This window comes from Bradyrhizobium sp. 604_D8_N2_3, assembly GCF_051810765.1.
GTDB classification, from domain to species: domain Bacteria; phylum Pseudomonadota; class Alphaproteobacteria; order Rhizobiales; family Xanthobacteraceae; genus Bradyrhizobium; species Bradyrhizobium barranii.
The window spans coordinates 7900350-7915907 of the sequence record NZ_JBPWPM010000001.1; the positions used below are offsets into that span (position 1 = coordinate 7900350).

Consider the following 15558-nt stretch of genomic DNA (forward strand, 5'->3'; position numbering starts at 1 on the left):
GGACAATTGCGGGTTGTCCACGCCTGCTCTAACCTCGCAGCCCTGTCACGGGGCACGTCACCATGCGCGGCAACGACGCGATCCATCTCGGCCTGATGCTGCTGGCGTTCGCGGCGTCCTATCTGGTGCCGTTCGAGCTACTGCTGCTGGCCTATGTCGTGCTTGGCCCGGCGCACTACTTCACCGAGATCTCGTGGCTGCACGATCGCAGCTATTATCTGCCCCACCGCGGGATCGCGGCGGTCCTCGCGATCATCGCCGTGGTCGCGGCGCTGATCGACAACGCCTCATGGTTCGGCCTTGCGAAGTGGGGCGCGCTGGTCGTCTGCGCCATGCTGGCAGCCACGACCTCCGCGATCGAGAGCATGCTGCTGTTCATGGTGGCGATCGTCCTGTCCGCGATCATGTATTCGAGCGGATCGTCGCTTGCGGTCATCGGCATCCTGATTCCGACCCTGATCCACGTCTCGCTGTTCACGCTGGTCTTCATGGTGCTCGGCGCGCACCGGTCGGGCAGCCGCGTGCAGGCTGCGCTGGTGGCCGTCTATGTGCTTGCGGTCGCCACGATCCTGTTGCTGCCGCCAACGGCCGAAATCCGGATCTCGAGCTTTGCCCGGGTCGGACAGGACTATTTCGGCAATGTCGGTCCAGCGCTGGGCCGGCTGTTCGGAGTCCCCGGCCTCGTCCTCGACACCCGGCTGACGAGCCTGCTCGCTTTCGTCTATACCTACCACTAGCTCAACTGGTTCATCAAAGCCGACGTCATCCGCTGGACTGAGGTGCCCAAACGGCGGCTGGCGGCGATGGCCGCCGCAAGCGCCGCCTCCACCGCGCTGTACTTCTACGACTACGCTTTCGGCTTCACCTTCCTGCTGGCGCTGAGCCTGATCCACATCCTGCTCGAGTTTCCGCTCGACAGCCTCGCGCTGCGGCAGCTCGGTGCCGCGATGCAGGGCGCGGTGCGCGCGCGATACGTGGGGCCCATCTCGGCCTCCGCGACGCGGTCGCGTTCTACGGGCACCAAGGCCGCGAAACGCGCAACCCGGTCACGCTGATCATCTCTCCGCGCTCTTGCGTCGATACGTGACCAGCAGGGCGATCGTCGAGCCGATGAAGTAGCCGGCGGTCGCGCCCGAGATGGCGCGGCCGGCGACGATCGCCAGCGCGCGATCGCCCGCATCGATCGCCGAGATCACGCCGACCGCATATTGCGAGGCGAAGACAATCAGGTTGCGGACCAGACCAAATGGGCTGCCCGGACGGATGATCTGCCCGGTCATGTGATCGACGTCGAACGGGCGCGGCGTCAGCACGCCAAGCGGCAGCAGCACCAGCGCGGCCGCGATCCATGCGACCAGCGGCCAAACGCTGTCTTGGTGGCCGAAGCCGAGCCGCGAAATCCCCCAGACGATGAACACGACCGGCACGATCAGCGCGCGCCAGATCGGCGTCGTGCGCGGCTGCATCGCCTGAACGCCCTGCCACACCAGAAAAGCGAGCAGCATCCAGACCCAGACCGGCGTGTGGATCAGGATCTGGTAGGCGAATGTCATGATTGCTCCTCGCCTACAGCGGCGCCGCGCTCTCGCCCTGCGAGTTCGAGAGTTTCGAGGCAAGCGAGGCGATGACGATAACCACCGCGATCAGGGCGATCACCAGCGTGCAGATCGCGTTGATCTCGGGCTTCACGCCGAGCCGCACCTCCGAGTAGATCCGGATCGGCAGCGTCGCCGAGCCGGGGCCGGTGGTGAAACTCGCGATCACGAGATCGTCGAGCGACAGCGTGAAGGCCAGCATCCAGCCCGCCACGATCGCGGGCGCGATCAGCGGCAGCGTCACGGCGACGAAGGCGCGAGCCGGGTTGCAGCCGAGATCCATCGCCGCCTCCTCCAGCGAACGGTCGAGCGAGCCGAGGCGGGACTGCACGACCACCGCGACGAAGCACATCGTCAGCGTGGTGTGGGCGATCGTCACCGTCCAGAAGCCGCGCTCGGCGTTGAGCGCGACGAACAGCAGCAGCAGCGACAATCCGGTGATCACCTCCGGCATCACCAGCGGCGCGTAGAGCATGCCCGAGAACAGCGTGCGGCCGCGAAAGCGCTCGCCGCGCGACAGCGCAACGGCTGCGAGCGTGCCGAGCAGCGTGGCGATGGTCGCTGAGGAGACCGCGACCCGCAGGCTCATCCAGGCCGCCTCGATCATGGCGCGGTCATTGAAGAACTCGTGGTACCAGCGCAGCGACCAGCCGCCCCACACCGTCACCAGCCGCGAGGCATTGAAGGAGTAGATGACGAGGATGAGGATCGGCAGATAGAGGAATGCCAGGCCCAATGCGAGCGAGGCGATGTTGAAGCGGGACAGGCGGGAGACCTCGCGCATCGCTTCAGCGCCCCTGTTCCAGCTGCCGCTTCTGCAGCCGCTCGTACAGCAGCAGCGGCACCAGCAGCACCACCAGCAGCACGATCGCCGCAGCGGAGGCCACCGGCCAGTCCTTGTTGGTGAAGAATTCGAGCCACAGGGTCTGGCCGATCATCAGCGAATTGGAGCCGGCCAGAAGGTCCGGGATCACGAACTCGCCCACGATGGGGATGAAGCACAGCAGCACGCCCGCGCCGACGCCGGGCAGCGACAGCGGAAAGGTGATGAGCCAGAACACCTGCCAGGGCGGCGCGCCGAGATCAGAGGCCGCCTCCTCCAGCACCGGCTCCATTTTCGCGAGCGTGGCGTAGAGCGGCAGGATCATGAACGGCAGATAGGAATAGACAATGCCGATATACATCGCGGTGTCGGTCGAGAGCCACACCACCGGCTGGCTGACCAGATGCAGCGCGAGCAGGATCTGGTTCAGCAGGCCGTCATGCTGGAGGATGTTGATCCAGGCATAGATGCGGATCAGGAACGAGGTCCAGAACGGCACGATCACCAGCACCATCGCCACCGCTTGCCAGCGCTTCGGCAACCGCGCCATGCCGTAGGCGATGGGATAGCCGATCACGAGCAACAGCGCAGTCGCGGTGACGGCGACGGTGAGGCTGCGCACATAGGCGAACACGTAGATGTCGTCTGAGGCGAGCAGCTTGAAATTGTCGATCGACAGCGCAGCGAACGCTGCCTTGAGCGCCTCCCATCCCGCCATCAGGTCGAACACCGGCTCGTAGGGCGGCTGCGCGATCGCCGTCTGCGACAGGCTGATCTTGAGCACGAAGCCGAACGGCACCAGGAAGAACAGCAGCATCCAGACGTAGGGCGCGATCGCGGCAAAGCGCGCGGGTCTTGCGAAGATGCGGCGCGAGCTCATGATTGCAGCACCACGCAGTCGTCGGGCGTGAACCAGGCGACGACACGCTGGTTCAGGCTGTAGGCGTCGACGTCGAGGCGCGCGCTGTTGGGGACCGACGCCTGCACGATTCCGCCGGCATCGAGCTTCACCTTGTAGGTGGTGGTGCCGCCGAGATAGCAGATGTCGGCGACCACGCCGTCCAGGCTGTTGATCGCCGTCTCACGACCAGCCTCGCTCACCGGCCCGCGGCGCGAGAGCTTGACCTTCTCGGGGCGGATCGCGACCGACAATTTTCCCGCGCCGACGCCTTCGCGCGGCTCGGCCACCACCAGCGCACCCGCATCGCGCGTGCCGATGATCAGACGATGGCCGTCGCGCAATTTGGACTCGCCGTCGAACAGATTGATGTCGCCGACGAACTCCGCGATCCAGCGCGAGCGCGGCGCTTCATAGAGCTCGCGGGGGCTCGCGATCTGGGCGAGCTTGCCGGCCCTCATCACGCCGATCCGGCTCGCCATTGTCATGGCTTCCTCCTGATCGTGGGTGACGATGATAAAAGTCATGCCGAGCCGGCGCTGCAGCTCCATCAGCTCGCCCTGCGTGCTCTCGCGCAGCTTCTTGTCCAGCGCGGCCAGCGGCTCGTCGAGCAGCAGAAGCTGCGGCCGGCGCGCCAATGCACGCGCCAGCGCCACGCGCTGACGCTGACCGCCGGAGAGCTGGTCGGGCCTGCGTTTCTCCAGCCCCTCGAGCTTCACCAGCGCAATCATTTCCGCCACGCGCGTGGCGATGTCGGCGCGCGCCATGCCGGCCCGCTTCAGGCCGAAGGCGATGTTGTCGCGCACGGAGAGATGCGGAAACAGCGCGTAGTTCTGGAACATCATGTTGATCGGCCGCTCATGCGGCAGCGCCTGCGCGATGTCCCGGCTGCCGAGCAGGATGCGCCCCTCGTCCGGCGCCTCGAACCCGGCGAGCATGCGCAGCAGCGTGGTCTTGCCGCAGCCGCTGGGCCCGAGCAGCGCGAAGAACTCGCCGGCCTTGATGTCGAGCGACACGCCGTCCACGGCCCGGAACGTCCCGAACGTCTTGGCGACGCCCTCGATGCGCAGCAGCGGCTGCCCCGCCGCAGGAAGCGCATCCGCGCCGGCGTCTATCTTGGGCAATTCGTCCGTCATGGTCCCTGCCAACCCCGATTCCGCCGCACGCTAGCGGCCGATCGTCCCCAGCTCAACCGGTTCGGGGCGCGTCGTTCACATCACATTCGCCATGAACGCGGCCAGCGCGTCACTGTCCGCCGCGGGTATCGTCAGGCCGAGCTTGGAACGCCGCCACAAGATATCCTCGGGAAAACGGGCCCATTCCCGGGTCATCAGATAGCGCACTTCGGCGCCGGTCAGTTCGGGACCGAAGGCGGGGCCGAGCTCGTCGCGGGCCTTCGCCTCGCCGAGCACGGCCGGCAAGCGCGAGCCATAGGCCGCGACCAGACGCTGAGCCTGCGTCTCCGACAGAAAGCGCCAGCGGTCGCGGGCGAGGTCGACTTCGGTGTCGAAACGATCCCAGGCAAAATCTCCGCCGGGCAGCGCGGCGCCGGCGGTCCAGGGCGGCGACATCGGATAGAACGGCGTCAGCTTCGTCACGGCCCGCTCGGCGCGCAGGCGCGCGGTGGTGACGTCGCCGCCGAACATCGTGATCAGCGGCGCCTTGCGCCGGCGCGCGTGGAACAGCGTCGTCCCGTCGCGCCGCCGCACGGACGCCAGCGTCAGGTTGACGCCGGAGACCGCGCGCACCACGTCGGTGGGCGCGACGCGCTCGCGGAAATAGCGGCTGGCGGCCTCGCAGAGATAGCTGACGTCAGCCCCAGGCATCGCCACGATCGCGGGATCACCGGTGAAATCACGAGTGACCGTACCGATCAGCGTAAAATCGCGCTCAAAGGGACTCGCGAAGATCAGCCGCCCGTCGCTGTTCTGGAAGACGTAGACGTTGTCGGACTCGAACAGCCGCGGCACGATGATCTGGCTCATCTGCATGGCCGCCATGGTGGGCTGCGGCTGGCGCAGCACGGTCTCTGCGACGATCGACGTCCAGCCGCCGGTGGCATTGGCCAGCGCCCGGGCCGTGACCACGCGGCGATGGCCACGATCGACCACCGCGAGGCGCCATGTGTCGGTTCGATCGGCGCGGACACAGCGCGCCCCGGTCCGGATCGCAGCGCCACGTTCGGCGGCGTCCAGCGCCGTCAGCACCACCAGGCGGGAATCATCGACGACGCAGTCCGAATATTCGAAAGCCGTTCCAAACGGGCGCTTCAGCGCGTTGCCGACCGGATGATGCGTGATGTCGAGGGTCGTCGCGGCAGGCAGGCCGCTCCGACCGGTGAGGCCGTCATAGAGGTACAAGCCGGCGCGCAGCAGCCAGGGTGGACGCTCCTCGGAATGGGCCGGGATCACGAAGCGCATCGGCCGGACCAGATGCGGCGCGATGGCAAGCCACGTCCGGCGCTCGGCCAAAGCCCGGCGCACCCGCCAAAAACCGCGGCGTTCCAGCACCGACAGATCGCCATGGATCAGCCGCGGCGTCGCGGATGACGCCGCGCCGCCGAGATCGCCCTGCTCCAGCAGAATGACCCGCAGGCCGCGGCCGGCCGCATCGCGGGCGAGGCTGACACCGTTCAGGCCGCCGCCGATGATCGCAAGGTCGTAATCCGCCATGAAGCCGTCGAATGGGAGCTAGCGCCCGCCATCACTAGAGCCATTTCCATTCCGATGAAATCGGAACGAGGCTTTGGATTCTTGTTTTGACGCGTTTTCTTTGCGCGAACCGGTATCCGCTTGGCTCGATAACGCTCTAGCCGGTCTTGAGCGCAAGCTCCATGGTCTCGGCGCGGCCGACGAGGCCGGCATATTTGCCGATCGGCAGCGGCTTGCCGAGCAGGTAGCCCTGCACGCCGTCGCAGCCCTCCTTGGCAAGAAAGACGAGCTGATCGAGGGTCTCGACGCCCTCGGCGATGATCGACATTTCGAGGCCGTGGCCGAGATCGATCACGGCGCGGACGATAGCCGCCGATTGCGGGTTGCGGCCGAGATTCATGATGAAGGCGCGGTCGATCTTGATCTTGTCGAACGGGAACGCCTGGAGATAGCTCAGCGAAGAGTAACCGCTGCCGAAATCATCCATGGAGATGCGCACGCCGAGCGCCTTCAGCCGGCGCAGCAATGCAAGACCCCGATCAAAGTCCTCGATGAGCACGCCCTCGGTGATTTCCAGCTCGAGCCGGCCGGGTGCGAGGCCCGTCTCGATCAGGATTGAATGGACCAGCCCGACCACGTCGCCGTGCATGAACTGCGCCGGCGACAAATTGACCGCGACCTGGAGCGGCTTCGGCCAGGACGCCGCCTCGCGGCAGGCCTCGCGCAGGATCCACTCGCCCATCTCGACGATCAGGCCGCTCTCCTCCGCGATCGGGATGAACTCGGCCGGCGAGACTTGGCCGCGCACCGGATGCTGCCAGCGCGCCAGCGCTTCGAAGCCGATAATCTCGCTCTCGGCGACGCTGTGGCGCGCGATGCCCTGCGGCTGGAACGCGAGCGACAATTCGCCGTTCTTGATCGCTTTCGACAGGTCCTGGTGCAGCACGCGGCGGTCGCGGATCTGCTGGTCCATCTCCGGCTGGTAAAGGCCGATCGTGCCGCGCGACTTCTGCTTGGCGCGGAACAGCGCCGCGCCGGCATTGGCCAGCAGCGATGCGCCGTCGGCACCATTATGCGGGAAGATCGACATGCCGGTGGTGACGCCGGCGCGGACCGCCCGGCCGTCGATCTGAAATTCCTGGGCAACGGCCTCGCCGAGCTGCTGCGCCAGCGCAAGGCCCGCCTCCGGCTGCTTGCCGTCGATGATGAGGCCGAACTCGTCGCCGGACAGGCGCGCCACCACGCCGCCGCGCGCGGAATCCTGAAGCCGCTGGGCCACCTCGATCAAGAGCTTGTCGCCGAGCGCATGACCGAAGACGTCGTTGACCTCCTTGAGGCCGTCGAGGTCGAGGCAGAGCACGGCGAACTCCTCGCTGGTGCCTTCGCAGGCCTCGATCATCTGGGTCAGCGCCTGGAGGAAGGCGGCGCGGTTCGGCAGATCGGTCAGGCCGTCGTGATAGGCCATGTGCGCCATGCGCGACTCGGTCTGCCGGCGGTCGGTGACGTCTTCGTGGGTCTTGATCAGATATTGCGGCTCGCCGGCATCGCTGAGCACGGTCGCCCGCCGGGTCAGGAACAGCCGCAGGCCGTCCTTGGTGGAGATCGGGTGCTCCTCGGTAATCATCCCGCGCTTCTTGATCGCGGCCTCGTCGCGCGCGATGATCAGCTTGGCTTCCTTGGGATTGAAGATGTCGGAGGCGGTCAGGCCCGTGGCCTCTTCGCGCCGGCGGTTGAGGATCGTCTCCGCGCTGCGATTGGCGAGCAGGTAGCGGCCGTCCTTGACCTGCTCCACGATCAGCGCCACCGGAATGTTGTCGACCACAAGCTCCAGGAACTTCTTCGTGCTCTCCAGCTCCTGCGACAGCGAGCGGCGGTCGGTGATATCCTCGAACACGAGCATCAGGAATTCGGGCTTGTTGCTCTCGTCGCGGACCACGATCCGGATCGAGGCAACCATGCGCCGTTCACCGGCGCGGTCGACCTCGAATTCATTGCGGAACTGGCCGTCCGGCGAATTCAGTGCCGCCTTGTCGGCCGCCTCGATGCTGGCCGTCGAGATGGGCGCGAACAGCTCCCGCGCATTCTTGCCGACGGCGTGGTCGCGCGAGAACCCCCAGAACCGTTCATAGGCGCTGTTGGCGAAGATGTAGCGACCGTCCTCGATATTCTTCGCGGCGACGCAGGCCGGCACGTGGTCCAGCACGGTTTCCAGGAATTGCTTGGTGGAGGCGAGCTGCCGTGACAGCTTGCGCTGATCGCTGACGTCCAGATGCGTCGCGACCGAGCCGCCGTTCGGCAACACGAAATATTTCACCAGGATGGCGCGGCCATCAGGCAGTTCGGTGATCAGGCCGTTGGGGCTCGCCGCCTTCTCGTAGAACTCATCGTCGGAGACACCGCCGAGGACGTCGCGCTTGCGCCTGAGTTCGAGGATGTCGTAGCCGGTCATCCCGGTCCACAGATCCGAGCGCGCCAGGCCGTAGATCTCGAGATAGCGGTCGTTGCAGAACATGATGCGTCGTTGCGCATCCGTCATCACCACGCCCTGGTTGAGATTGTTCATGGCGGAGGAGACGAAGGCGTTGCGCCGCAGCTGCAAGCGCTTGGTGCGGCGCAGCGAGGAATGGATCCACAGCGCGATGGCGGCCAGGAACGCACAGACGACGATGCCGCCGATCAGCGCTTCCCAGACCAAATTGGGATCGAGCTTGCCTGGTGGCGCGAAGCTGTCCGAGAGCGCAAAGGCGCGCGCAGGCGCGACCGCGCTGCCCAGGCACACGACGGCCTGCACAGCAATCGGAAGCGTGCTGCCCACGTGCCAGTTCTTCTCAGCCATCAGCCACCCGCGCTTTCAACGTCGGATTGTCTGGCTTCACGGGTTTGGATCGGGTAAACGCCTGTACGCGCAACAGAAAAATGTGACGCCAAATACGGCAATTGCCCTGACATGATAAATGCTTCCTTAATGGAAAACGGCCCGGTGCCGTGGTTCTCAGGCCTGATGCCACCGATACTTTCAATGGATACACTGCACAACCATGGATAGGGTCGACTGCGTCGTCATCGGAGCCGGCGTGGTCGGGCTCGCGGTGGCTCGAAAGCTTGCCCAGACCGGGCGCGAGGTGATCGTGCTCGAGGAAGCCGAGGCCATCGGCACCATCACCTCCTCGCGCAACAGCGAGGTGATCCATGCCGGGATCTATTACCGCGCCGGGAGCTGGATGGCGCGCATGTGCGTCAGCGGCAAGCATGCGCTGTATCGCTACTGCGGCGAGCGCGGCATCCCGCACAAGAATTGCGGCAAGCTGATCGTCGCGACCAGCGCCAAGGAGACCGAGAAGCTGCAATCGATCAAGGCGCATGCCGAGGCCAATGGCGTGCTCGACATGCAGCTGCTCACTGGCGAGGCCGCGCGCGCGCTGGAGCCGGCGCTCGCCTGCGACGCCGCGCTGCTCTCGCCATCGACCGGCATCATCGACAGCCACGCCTACATGCTCTCGCTGCGCGGCGAGGCCGAGGCAGCCGGCGCGGCCTTTGCATTTCACACCCCGCTGGTCCGCGCCAAGGCAGCCGGCGATGTGATCGAGATCGAGGCCGGCGGCGAAGCGCCGATGACGCTGCAATGCGGCCTGCTCGTCAACGCCGCCGGGCTCTCGGCGACAACGGTCGCACGCCACATCGACGGCATGCCGATCGACCGGATTCCACCGGCCTATCTCGCCAAGGGAAACTATTTCAGCTGCAACGCCAGGGCACCGTTCTCGCACCTGATCTATCCGGTGCCCGAGCCTGGCGGGCTCGGCGTGCACCTGACGCTGGACATGGCCGGGCAGGCACGCTTCGGCCCCGACGTCGAGTGGATCGAGACGATCAATTACGAGGTCGATCCATCACGCGCCGAGCGCTTCTATCCGGCGATCCGGAGATACTGGCCGACGCTGCCCGACGGCGCGCTGATGCCGAGCTATTCAGGCATTCGCCCGAAGATCGTGCCGCCGGCGGTGGCCACGCAGGATTTTCTGATGCAGGGCCCGCGCGATCACGGCGTCGAAGGCCTGATCAACCTGTTCGGCATCGAATCGCCGGGACTGACGTCATCGCTCGCGATCGCGGATCACGTCGCTGAGCTCGCAGGCATCTAGGGGATTTTCCATCGGAGCGGAAAGGCTCCAAGCGCCGCGCAAATAACTTTGCACGCTGCGCACCTTCATGCAGGGATGAGCACAATAGCTCTCACCCCTGCATGAAAGGGTAAGTTCAACTCTACACTGTTACAGGGGTTACTAGTGGAGCGTGTCGCCGGTGTGCTTCAAACGCTCGATCTGGTCCTTGACCATCAACTTCCGTCGCTTCAACTCAACAATTTGCAGGTCGTCTGTTGAAAGGTGCACGAGAGCTTCGTGCAATTCGTTTTCGAGCGTTTTGTGCTTCCGTTCCAATTCAACCAGATGTGCCTGAATTGTCATTCGAAACCTCCTCGGTAGGGGGAAACCTTGGATTCGATCCGGACAAACAAGTGTACATCACCGATTCGTTCTGTCGATATGTATCCGTCGTCGCAGCGTCATTTTTGAAAATTCATATGTAACGAATCGTGAGTAAGGAACCACGCTGGAAAAATCCATGATATCAATGTGCTTGCGCAACGCCGCAACGAATCGTCGAAATATCTTGCGAGAGTTCGGTGAGCGGCGGCCCGAGATCGCTTGCGATCACGGCGCGCAAGGACGATAATTTCCACAGGGCATCCACAGCCTTGAATCTCACGCCCATCGGGTTTTCGGCCACCGCGAACATGACCAATGAAGACGAGCGTGAGCTCGAAGCCGAGCTCACCCGGTTGCAGCAAGAACACCGAGATCTCGACGCCGCGATCGATGCGATGCATCAATCGCCTGCCCCCGACCTGTTGCGGTTACAACGGTTGAAGAAGCGCAAGCTGTTGTTGCGCGACCGTATCGCGTTCATCGAAGACCAGATCACGCCGGACATCATCGCCTGATCCGCGAGGCCCTTTTCGTGGCAGCTCGCCGCATCCGAATCCGCTTGACTCGAAAAGAACAAAATAGGAACATTTGGGCATCCCACCGCCCCAGGAAACGCCCAGGAAACCCCCGAGGACAACGCAGATGTCGGCAACCGCCCTTCTCGACAACAGCCATTATGAACAGGCCTGCGACCAGGCGATCGCGATGTGCGACGGCAATCTGCGCAGCACCATCAAGGCGCTGATCATGGCCAACGAATATCTGGAAGCAGAGCTGGAAGAATTACAGGCGGCGATTTCAGCCGGCTGCATTCCCGAGACCGCACGCAGCAAGGTGCGGAGCAACAGCAGCGCCGCCTGAGTTCAACATCGGAGCAACGCCATGTCGGATGTGACCTACTACGTTGCAATGCCCTTCCTGATCGATGCCGACGGATCGCCTGTCGCGGGCGCCGCGGAGGAATGCCAGAGCTCGGCGGCCGCGTTGCGGCGCGCCGAGATCCTGGCGCACGGTGCCGGCCATATCGGCGCGGTTGCGTTCAGCCGCAGCGGCGATCCCATGACCGGCGAATTCGGCGACGCCACGCTGCTGCGCAAATTCGGCAACGTGCCGGAAGATCTGGCCACGCTGTAAGGGTTGTTGCTTGAGCATGATCTCCGCGCAACGCGGTCCGCATTTGTCGCGAAGATCGTGCCCTAGTTGCTGACCAGCCTGATCAGCGGCTCGTGCCGCCGGTGCGCCTTGCGCACATACATGGCGGCATCAGCCTCCTCCAGCGCGCGGCCTGCATCGGACTGCGCCCCCAGCAGCGCGACACCTGCGGAGGCGCCCGCGGTCACGCGCTGACCGCGAAAGGCAAACGACAATTCGTCGATCGCCTGCTCGAAGGTCGCGGCCTTCGCCTTGGCGTCGGTCTCGCTGAGATTCCAGAGCAGCAGCGCGAACTCGTCGCCGCCAAGCCGGCCGACCACGTCCGAGGCGCGGACCTGCCGCGTCAGGGTGGCCGCAATCGCCTTGAGCACCTCGTCTCCGGCGGCATGGCCGAAGGAATCGTTGATCGGCTTCAGGCGATCGACGTCGAGGACGATCAGCGCGCCGCTGGCGCGGTAGCGCTTCATGTAGGCGATGGCGCGCGCGAGCTCGCGCTCGAAGCCGCGCCGGTTCGGAATCTCGAGCAGGAAATCGGTGTCGGCCGCAGCTTCCAGTTCCACAACCCGCCGCTCCGCCTCCTTGAGCTTGCTCCGCAAGCCGCGGATGGTCGCCCTGGTGTCGTCGGCGGCCGACGCTCCGCGCCGCGCCGGCTTGGCCGAGCGCTTCGCCAGCCGCCTGGGGGCGGCTTTGGAGCGGCTGGCGCTGGCTTTCCGGCCCTTTTTGGCCTTCGCAGCGCTTGCCCTTTTTGGTTTCTTCATGGGCATCCTGCTCAATGAAGGCTTGCGGGGATTCACCAAGACAGGATAGTGCATTCCCTTCTCCTTGCCACCGCCTTGCGAGCCACCGGCCGGAACCGTTAATCTGGCCTATCTTTCTGTTTTCCGAGCACAATTGACGTCATGACCGCGCCGATCGCCATCATCATGGGAAGCCAGTCGGACTGGGAGACGATGCGGCATGCCGCCGACACGCTCGCAGCGCTCGGCGTTGCCGCCGATACCCGCATCGTTTCGGCACACCGCACCCCCGACCGGCTGTTTGCATTCGCCAAGGGTGCCAAGGCGGCAGGCTACAAGGTCATCATCGCCGGCGCGGGTGGCGCTGCGCATCTGCCCGGCATGGCGGCGGCGCTGACGGAACTGCCCGTGTTCGGCGTTCCCGTCGAATCCAGGACGCTCAAGGGCATCGATTCGCTCTATTCGATCGTGCAGATGCCCGCGGGCATCCCGGTCGGCACCCTCGCCATCGGCAAGGCCGGCGCGATCAACGCGGCGCTGCTTGCAGCTTCAGTGCTCGCATTGTCCGACCCGGCCCTGTCCGACCGCCTCGCCGCCTGGCGCAAGGCACAGACCGAGGCGGTTGCGGAGCGCCCGGAGGACAAGGCGTGACTGACGCAAAGCAGGTGAAGCTGAAGCCCGGCGACACCATCGGAATCCTCGGCGGCGGACAATTGGGGCGGATGCTGGCCATGGCTGCGGCGCGACTCGGCCTGCGCTGCCAGGTATTCTCGCCCGATCCGGACTCGCCCGCCTTCGACGTCGTGCTGAACGCGACCTGCGCCGAATATGCCGACGTCGAAGCGCTCGAGCTGTTCGCCAACGACGTCGACGTCATCACCTACGAATTCGAGAACGTGCCGTCTGCCGCCGCGATGGTGCTGGACGCGCGCCGCCCGGTGCTGCCCAACCGCAAGATCCTCGAGACCACCCAGGACCGGCTCGCCGAGAAGGATTTCGTGACGAAGCTCGGCATCGGCACCGCAGCCTATGCCGACGTCACCTCGGTCTCCTCGCTGCGCGAGGCGATCGTCAGGATCGGCCTCCCTGCGGTGCTGAAAACCCGCCGCTTCGGCTACGACGGCAAGGGCCAGGCCATCATCCGCGAGGGCGACGACATCGCCAAGGTGTGGACCAGCCTCGCCACCAAATCGGCGATCCTCGAAGCCTTCATCCCGTACGAGCGCGAGATCTCCGTGATCGCCGCGCGCTCGGCGACGGGCCAGGTCGAGTGCTTCGACGTCACCGAGAACGAGCACCGCGACCACATTCTGAAGATATCCCGCGCCCCCGCACAGATTCCGGATGCGCTCGCGGAAGAAGCGCGCAGCATCGCCGGCAAGATCGCCGGCGCGCTCGATTATGTCGGCGTGCTCGCGGTGGAGATGTTCGTGCTCGCCAACGGCACCGGGCCGAAGGTGCTGGTCAACGAGATCGCCCCGCGCGTGCACAATTCCGGACACTGGACGCTCGACGGCGCCTCGGTCTCGCAGTTCGAGCAGCACATCCGCGCCATTGCCGGCTGGCCGCTCGGCAAGGCCGTGCGCCACGGCGAAATCGTCACCATGACCAATCTGATCGGCGACGAGATCAACGATTACGAGAAGTGGCTGAGCGTGCCGGGCGCGACCGTGCACATCTACGGCAAGGGCGCACCGCGCCCCGGCCGCAAGATGGGCCACGTCACCGAAGTCAGGCCGACGAAGGGCAAGTAGCGGGACCGCGGCGCATGCCGCAATCCCGCCTTTCGATCAGGCCGTCTTCACGCCCGCGACGACGCCAGAGGGCTCCTCGCTGAGCCAGCGATAGAGCACCCCGCCCAGCGCGCCGCCGATCAGCGGCGCGACCCAGAACAGCCAGAGCTGCGCCAGTGCCCAGCCGCCGACGAACAGTGCGGGCCCCGTGCTGCGCGCCGGGTTCACCGACGTATTGGTGACGGGGATGCTGACGAGATGGATCATCACCAGCGCGAGCCCGATCGCGAGCGGGGCGAAGCCTGCGGGCGCGCGGCCATGGGTGGCGCCCATGATGACGAACAGGAACATCATGGTCATCACCACCTCGGTGACGAAGCAGGCGATCAGGCTGTACTGGCCGGGCGAATGCGCGTCGTAGCCGTTCGACGCAAAACCCTTGCTGACGTCGAATCCGGGAGCACCGCTGGCGATTATGTAAAGCAGCTGGGCGGCAACGATCGCGCCGCAGACCTGTGCGATCACGTAAGGCAGGATCTGTCCCGCCGGGAAGCGTCCTCCGGCGGCAAGCCCGACGGTGACGGCCGGGTTGAGGTGGCAGCCCGAGATGTGCCCGATCGCATAGGCCATGGTGACGACGCTTAAGCCGAACGCAAGGGACACGCCGACCAGGCCGATTCCGACCTGCGGAAAGCCGGCGGCGATCACCGCGCTGCCGCAGCCTGCGAATGTGAGCCAGAATGTGCCGATCGCCTCGGCAGCGTATTTCTTCATATCCATGTGACGTCTCCCCTAATTCCAGGAATTTCCGGAGCAAAGCTCCGGGAACTGCCCCACCCTTGGCGCCGAATCACCCAAATCGGGGCCGCACGGAGGTATTTTCGCCTTATTTAATGGCTGAACTTGGCCCGAAAACCTGCTTGGCAGGTGGACATCGCGGGTTTTGTCTGATACATCCGCGCCCTCAAGGTTAAGGGCTTGTGCGTTTCGCCATCCCCTTTGACTTACCAGAATTCAAATCCGATCCACTGAAGAGGATGCCGCGTGCAGGTTCTCGTTCGCGATAACAATGTCGATCAAGCCCTCAAGGCGCTGAAGAAGAAGATGCAGCGCGAGGGAATTTTCCGCGAGATGAAGCTCCGCGGTCATTACGAGAAGCCCTCCGAGAAGAAGGCCCGTGAAAAGGCCGAGGCCGTGCGCCGCGCGCGCAAGCTGGCTCGCAAGAAGCTGCAGCGCGAAGGCCTGCTGCCGATGAAGCCGAAGCCGGTGTTCGGCGCCGGTCCCGGCGGTGATCGTGGCGGCCGCAGCGGCCCGGGTGCAGGTGCAGGTCCGCGCGGACCGCGCTGATTCCGCCTGACTTGCAAGACTTCAGTTTTCCAAGACTTCAGTTTTCGATGACGCGGGCCCTTGGCCCGCGTTATTGTTTTGTGAGCGGTGCCTTCTCTGGGACGGGGGCACTACCGATGCGGCACCAGCGCGAGC

At 65.1% G+C, this 15558-nt stretch carries 19 protein-coding genes; 10 read left to right on the forward strand and 9 right to left on the reverse strand.

Annotated features, from left to right (window positions below; translation table 11 throughout):
- Nucleotides 1-62: 62 nt before the first annotated feature.
- Both AB7245_RS37925 and AB7245_RS37930 read left to right on the forward strand, forming a co-directional pair.
- Entirely contained in the window at nt 63-737 is a 675-nt protein-coding gene (locus AB7245_RS37925) for a hypothetical protein (protein ID WP_439035545.1), read from the forward strand.
- A gap of 66 nt (nt 738-803) precedes the next feature.
- A complete protein-coding gene (locus AB7245_RS37930) occupies nt 804-1055 on the forward strand; it encodes a hypothetical protein (protein ID WP_245344056.1) in 252 nt (83 codons plus the stop codon).
- On the opposite strand, the gene AB7245_RS37935 is transcribed toward AB7245_RS37930, so the two are convergent.
- From AB7245_RS37935 to AB7245_RS37960, 6 genes are all read right to left on the reverse strand, one after another.
- The gene (locus AB7245_RS37935) at nt 1056-1553 is read right to left on the reverse strand and encodes a DUF6622 family protein (protein ID WP_085400792.1); all 498 of its coding nucleotides are present in this window, start codon (nt 1551-1553) and stop codon (nt 1056-1058) included. It abuts the gene before it with no gap.
- Between the two features lie 13 nt (nt 1554-1566).
- Nucleotides 1567-2379, reverse strand: a complete 813-nt coding sequence (locus tag AB7245_RS37940) for an ABC transporter permease (protein ID WP_354078664.1) — start codon at nt 2377-2379, stop codon at nt 1567-1569.
- A gap of 4 nt (nt 2380-2383) precedes the next feature.
- Nucleotides 2384-3298 carry an ABC transporter permease gene (locus AB7245_RS37945; protein WP_085400796.1) on the reverse strand — a complete coding sequence of 305 codons (915 nt, stop codon included), beginning with the start codon at nt 3296-3298 and terminating at the stop codon, nt 2384-2386.
- The gene (locus tag AB7245_RS37950) at nt 3295-4452 is read right to left on the reverse strand and encodes an ABC transporter ATP-binding protein (RefSeq protein ID WP_085400798.1); all 1158 of its coding nucleotides are present in this window, start codon (nt 4450-4452) and stop codon (nt 3295-3297) included. Before AB7245_RS37950 ends, AB7245_RS37945 begins: the two co-directional genes overlap by 4 nt.
- Before the next feature lie 75 nt (nt 4453-4527).
- Nucleotides 4528-5988: a glycerol-3-phosphate dehydrogenase gene (locus AB7245_RS37955; RefSeq protein ID WP_085400800.1), complete on the reverse strand. Its 1461-nt coding sequence runs from the start codon at nt 5986-5988 to the stop codon at nt 4528-4530.
- A gap of 136 nt (nt 5989-6124) precedes the next feature.
- Complete coding sequence (locus AB7245_RS37960) at nt 6125-8803, reverse strand: sensor domain-containing protein (RefSeq protein ID WP_063981130.1); 2679 nt, start codon at nt 8801-8803, stop codon at nt 6125-6127.
- A 202-nt stretch (nt 8804-9005) separates the two neighbouring features.
- On the opposite strand from AB7245_RS37960, the gene AB7245_RS37965 reads away from it, so the two are divergent.
- Entirely contained in the window at nt 9006-10109 is a 1104-nt protein-coding gene (locus AB7245_RS37965) for an NAD(P)/FAD-dependent oxidoreductase (RefSeq protein WP_085400801.1), read from the forward strand.
- Nucleotides 10110-10250: 141 nt separating this feature from the next.
- On the opposite strand, the gene AB7245_RS37970 is transcribed toward AB7245_RS37965, so the two are convergent.
- The gene (locus AB7245_RS37970; protein ID WP_008131172.1) at nt 10251-10433 is read right to left on the reverse strand and encodes a YdcH family protein; all 183 of its coding nucleotides are present in this window, start codon (nt 10431-10433) and stop codon (nt 10251-10253) included.
- A gap of 329 nt (nt 10434-10762) precedes the next feature.
- Between AB7245_RS37970 and AB7245_RS37975 the strand changes: the two genes are divergently transcribed.
- The 3 genes from AB7245_RS37975 to AB7245_RS37985 all read left to right on the forward strand — a co-directional run bounded on the left by AB7245_RS37975 (nt 10763) and on the right by AB7245_RS37985 (nt 11588).
- Nucleotides 10763-10969: a YdcH family protein gene (locus AB7245_RS37975; RefSeq protein WP_063986093.1), complete on the forward strand. Its 207-nt coding sequence runs from the start codon at nt 10763-10765 to the stop codon at nt 10967-10969.
- A 127-nt stretch (nt 10970-11096) separates the two neighbouring features.
- Nucleotides 11097-11315 (forward strand): hypothetical protein, encoded by a 219-nt coding sequence (locus AB7245_RS37980; protein ID WP_014492449.1) that lies wholly within the window; start codon nt 11097-11099, stop codon nt 11313-11315.
- 21 nt (nt 11316-11336) lie between these two features.
- Complete coding sequence (locus AB7245_RS37985; RefSeq protein ID WP_063981128.1) at nt 11337-11588, forward strand: hypothetical protein; 252 nt, start codon at nt 11337-11339, stop codon at nt 11586-11588.
- A 62-nt stretch (nt 11589-11650) separates the two neighbouring features.
- On the opposite strand, the gene AB7245_RS37990 is transcribed toward AB7245_RS37985, so the two are convergent.
- Entirely contained in the window at nt 11651-12277 is a 627-nt protein-coding gene (locus AB7245_RS37990; protein WP_354134106.1) for a GGDEF domain-containing protein, read from the reverse strand.
- Here AB7245_RS37990 and AB7245_RS37995 point away from each other — a divergent pair.
- The 3 genes from AB7245_RS37995 to AB7245_RS38005 all read left to right on the forward strand — a co-directional run bounded on the left by AB7245_RS37995 (nt 12210) and on the right by AB7245_RS38005 (nt 14097).
- Entirely contained in the window at nt 12210-12413 is a 204-nt protein-coding gene (locus AB7245_RS37995) for a hypothetical protein (protein ID WP_259261251.1), read from the forward strand. The two genes, AB7245_RS37990 and AB7245_RS37995, sit on opposite strands and share 68 nt — an antisense overlap.
- Before the next feature lie 92 nt (nt 12414-12505).
- The gene (purE, locus tag AB7245_RS38000; RefSeq protein WP_071909766.1) at nt 12506-12994 is read left to right on the forward strand and encodes a 5-(carboxyamino)imidazole ribonucleotide mutase; all 489 of its coding nucleotides are present in this window, start codon (nt 12506-12508) and stop codon (nt 12992-12994) included.
- Nucleotides 12991-14097, forward strand: coding sequence for a 5-(carboxyamino)imidazole ribonucleotide synthase (locus AB7245_RS38005; protein ID WP_085400805.1), 1107 nt, complete (start codon nt 12991-12993; stop codon nt 14095-14097). Before purE ends, AB7245_RS38005 begins: the two co-directional genes overlap by 4 nt.
- Before the next feature lie 36 nt (nt 14098-14133).
- Here the strand turns inward: AB7245_RS38005 and aqpZ are convergent, their stop codons facing one another.
- Nucleotides 14134-14856: an aquaporin Z gene (gene aqpZ / locus AB7245_RS38010; RefSeq protein ID WP_071909765.1), complete on the reverse strand. Its 723-nt coding sequence runs from the start codon at nt 14854-14856 to the stop codon at nt 14134-14136.
- A gap of 264 nt (nt 14857-15120) precedes the next feature.
- On the opposite strand from aqpZ, the gene rpsU reads away from it, so the two are divergent.
- Nucleotides 15121-15423: a 30S ribosomal protein S21 gene (rpsU, locus tag AB7245_RS38015; protein ID WP_071909764.1), complete on the forward strand. Its 303-nt coding sequence runs from the start codon at nt 15121-15123 to the stop codon at nt 15421-15423.
- Nucleotides 15424-15558 lie beyond the last annotated feature (135 nt).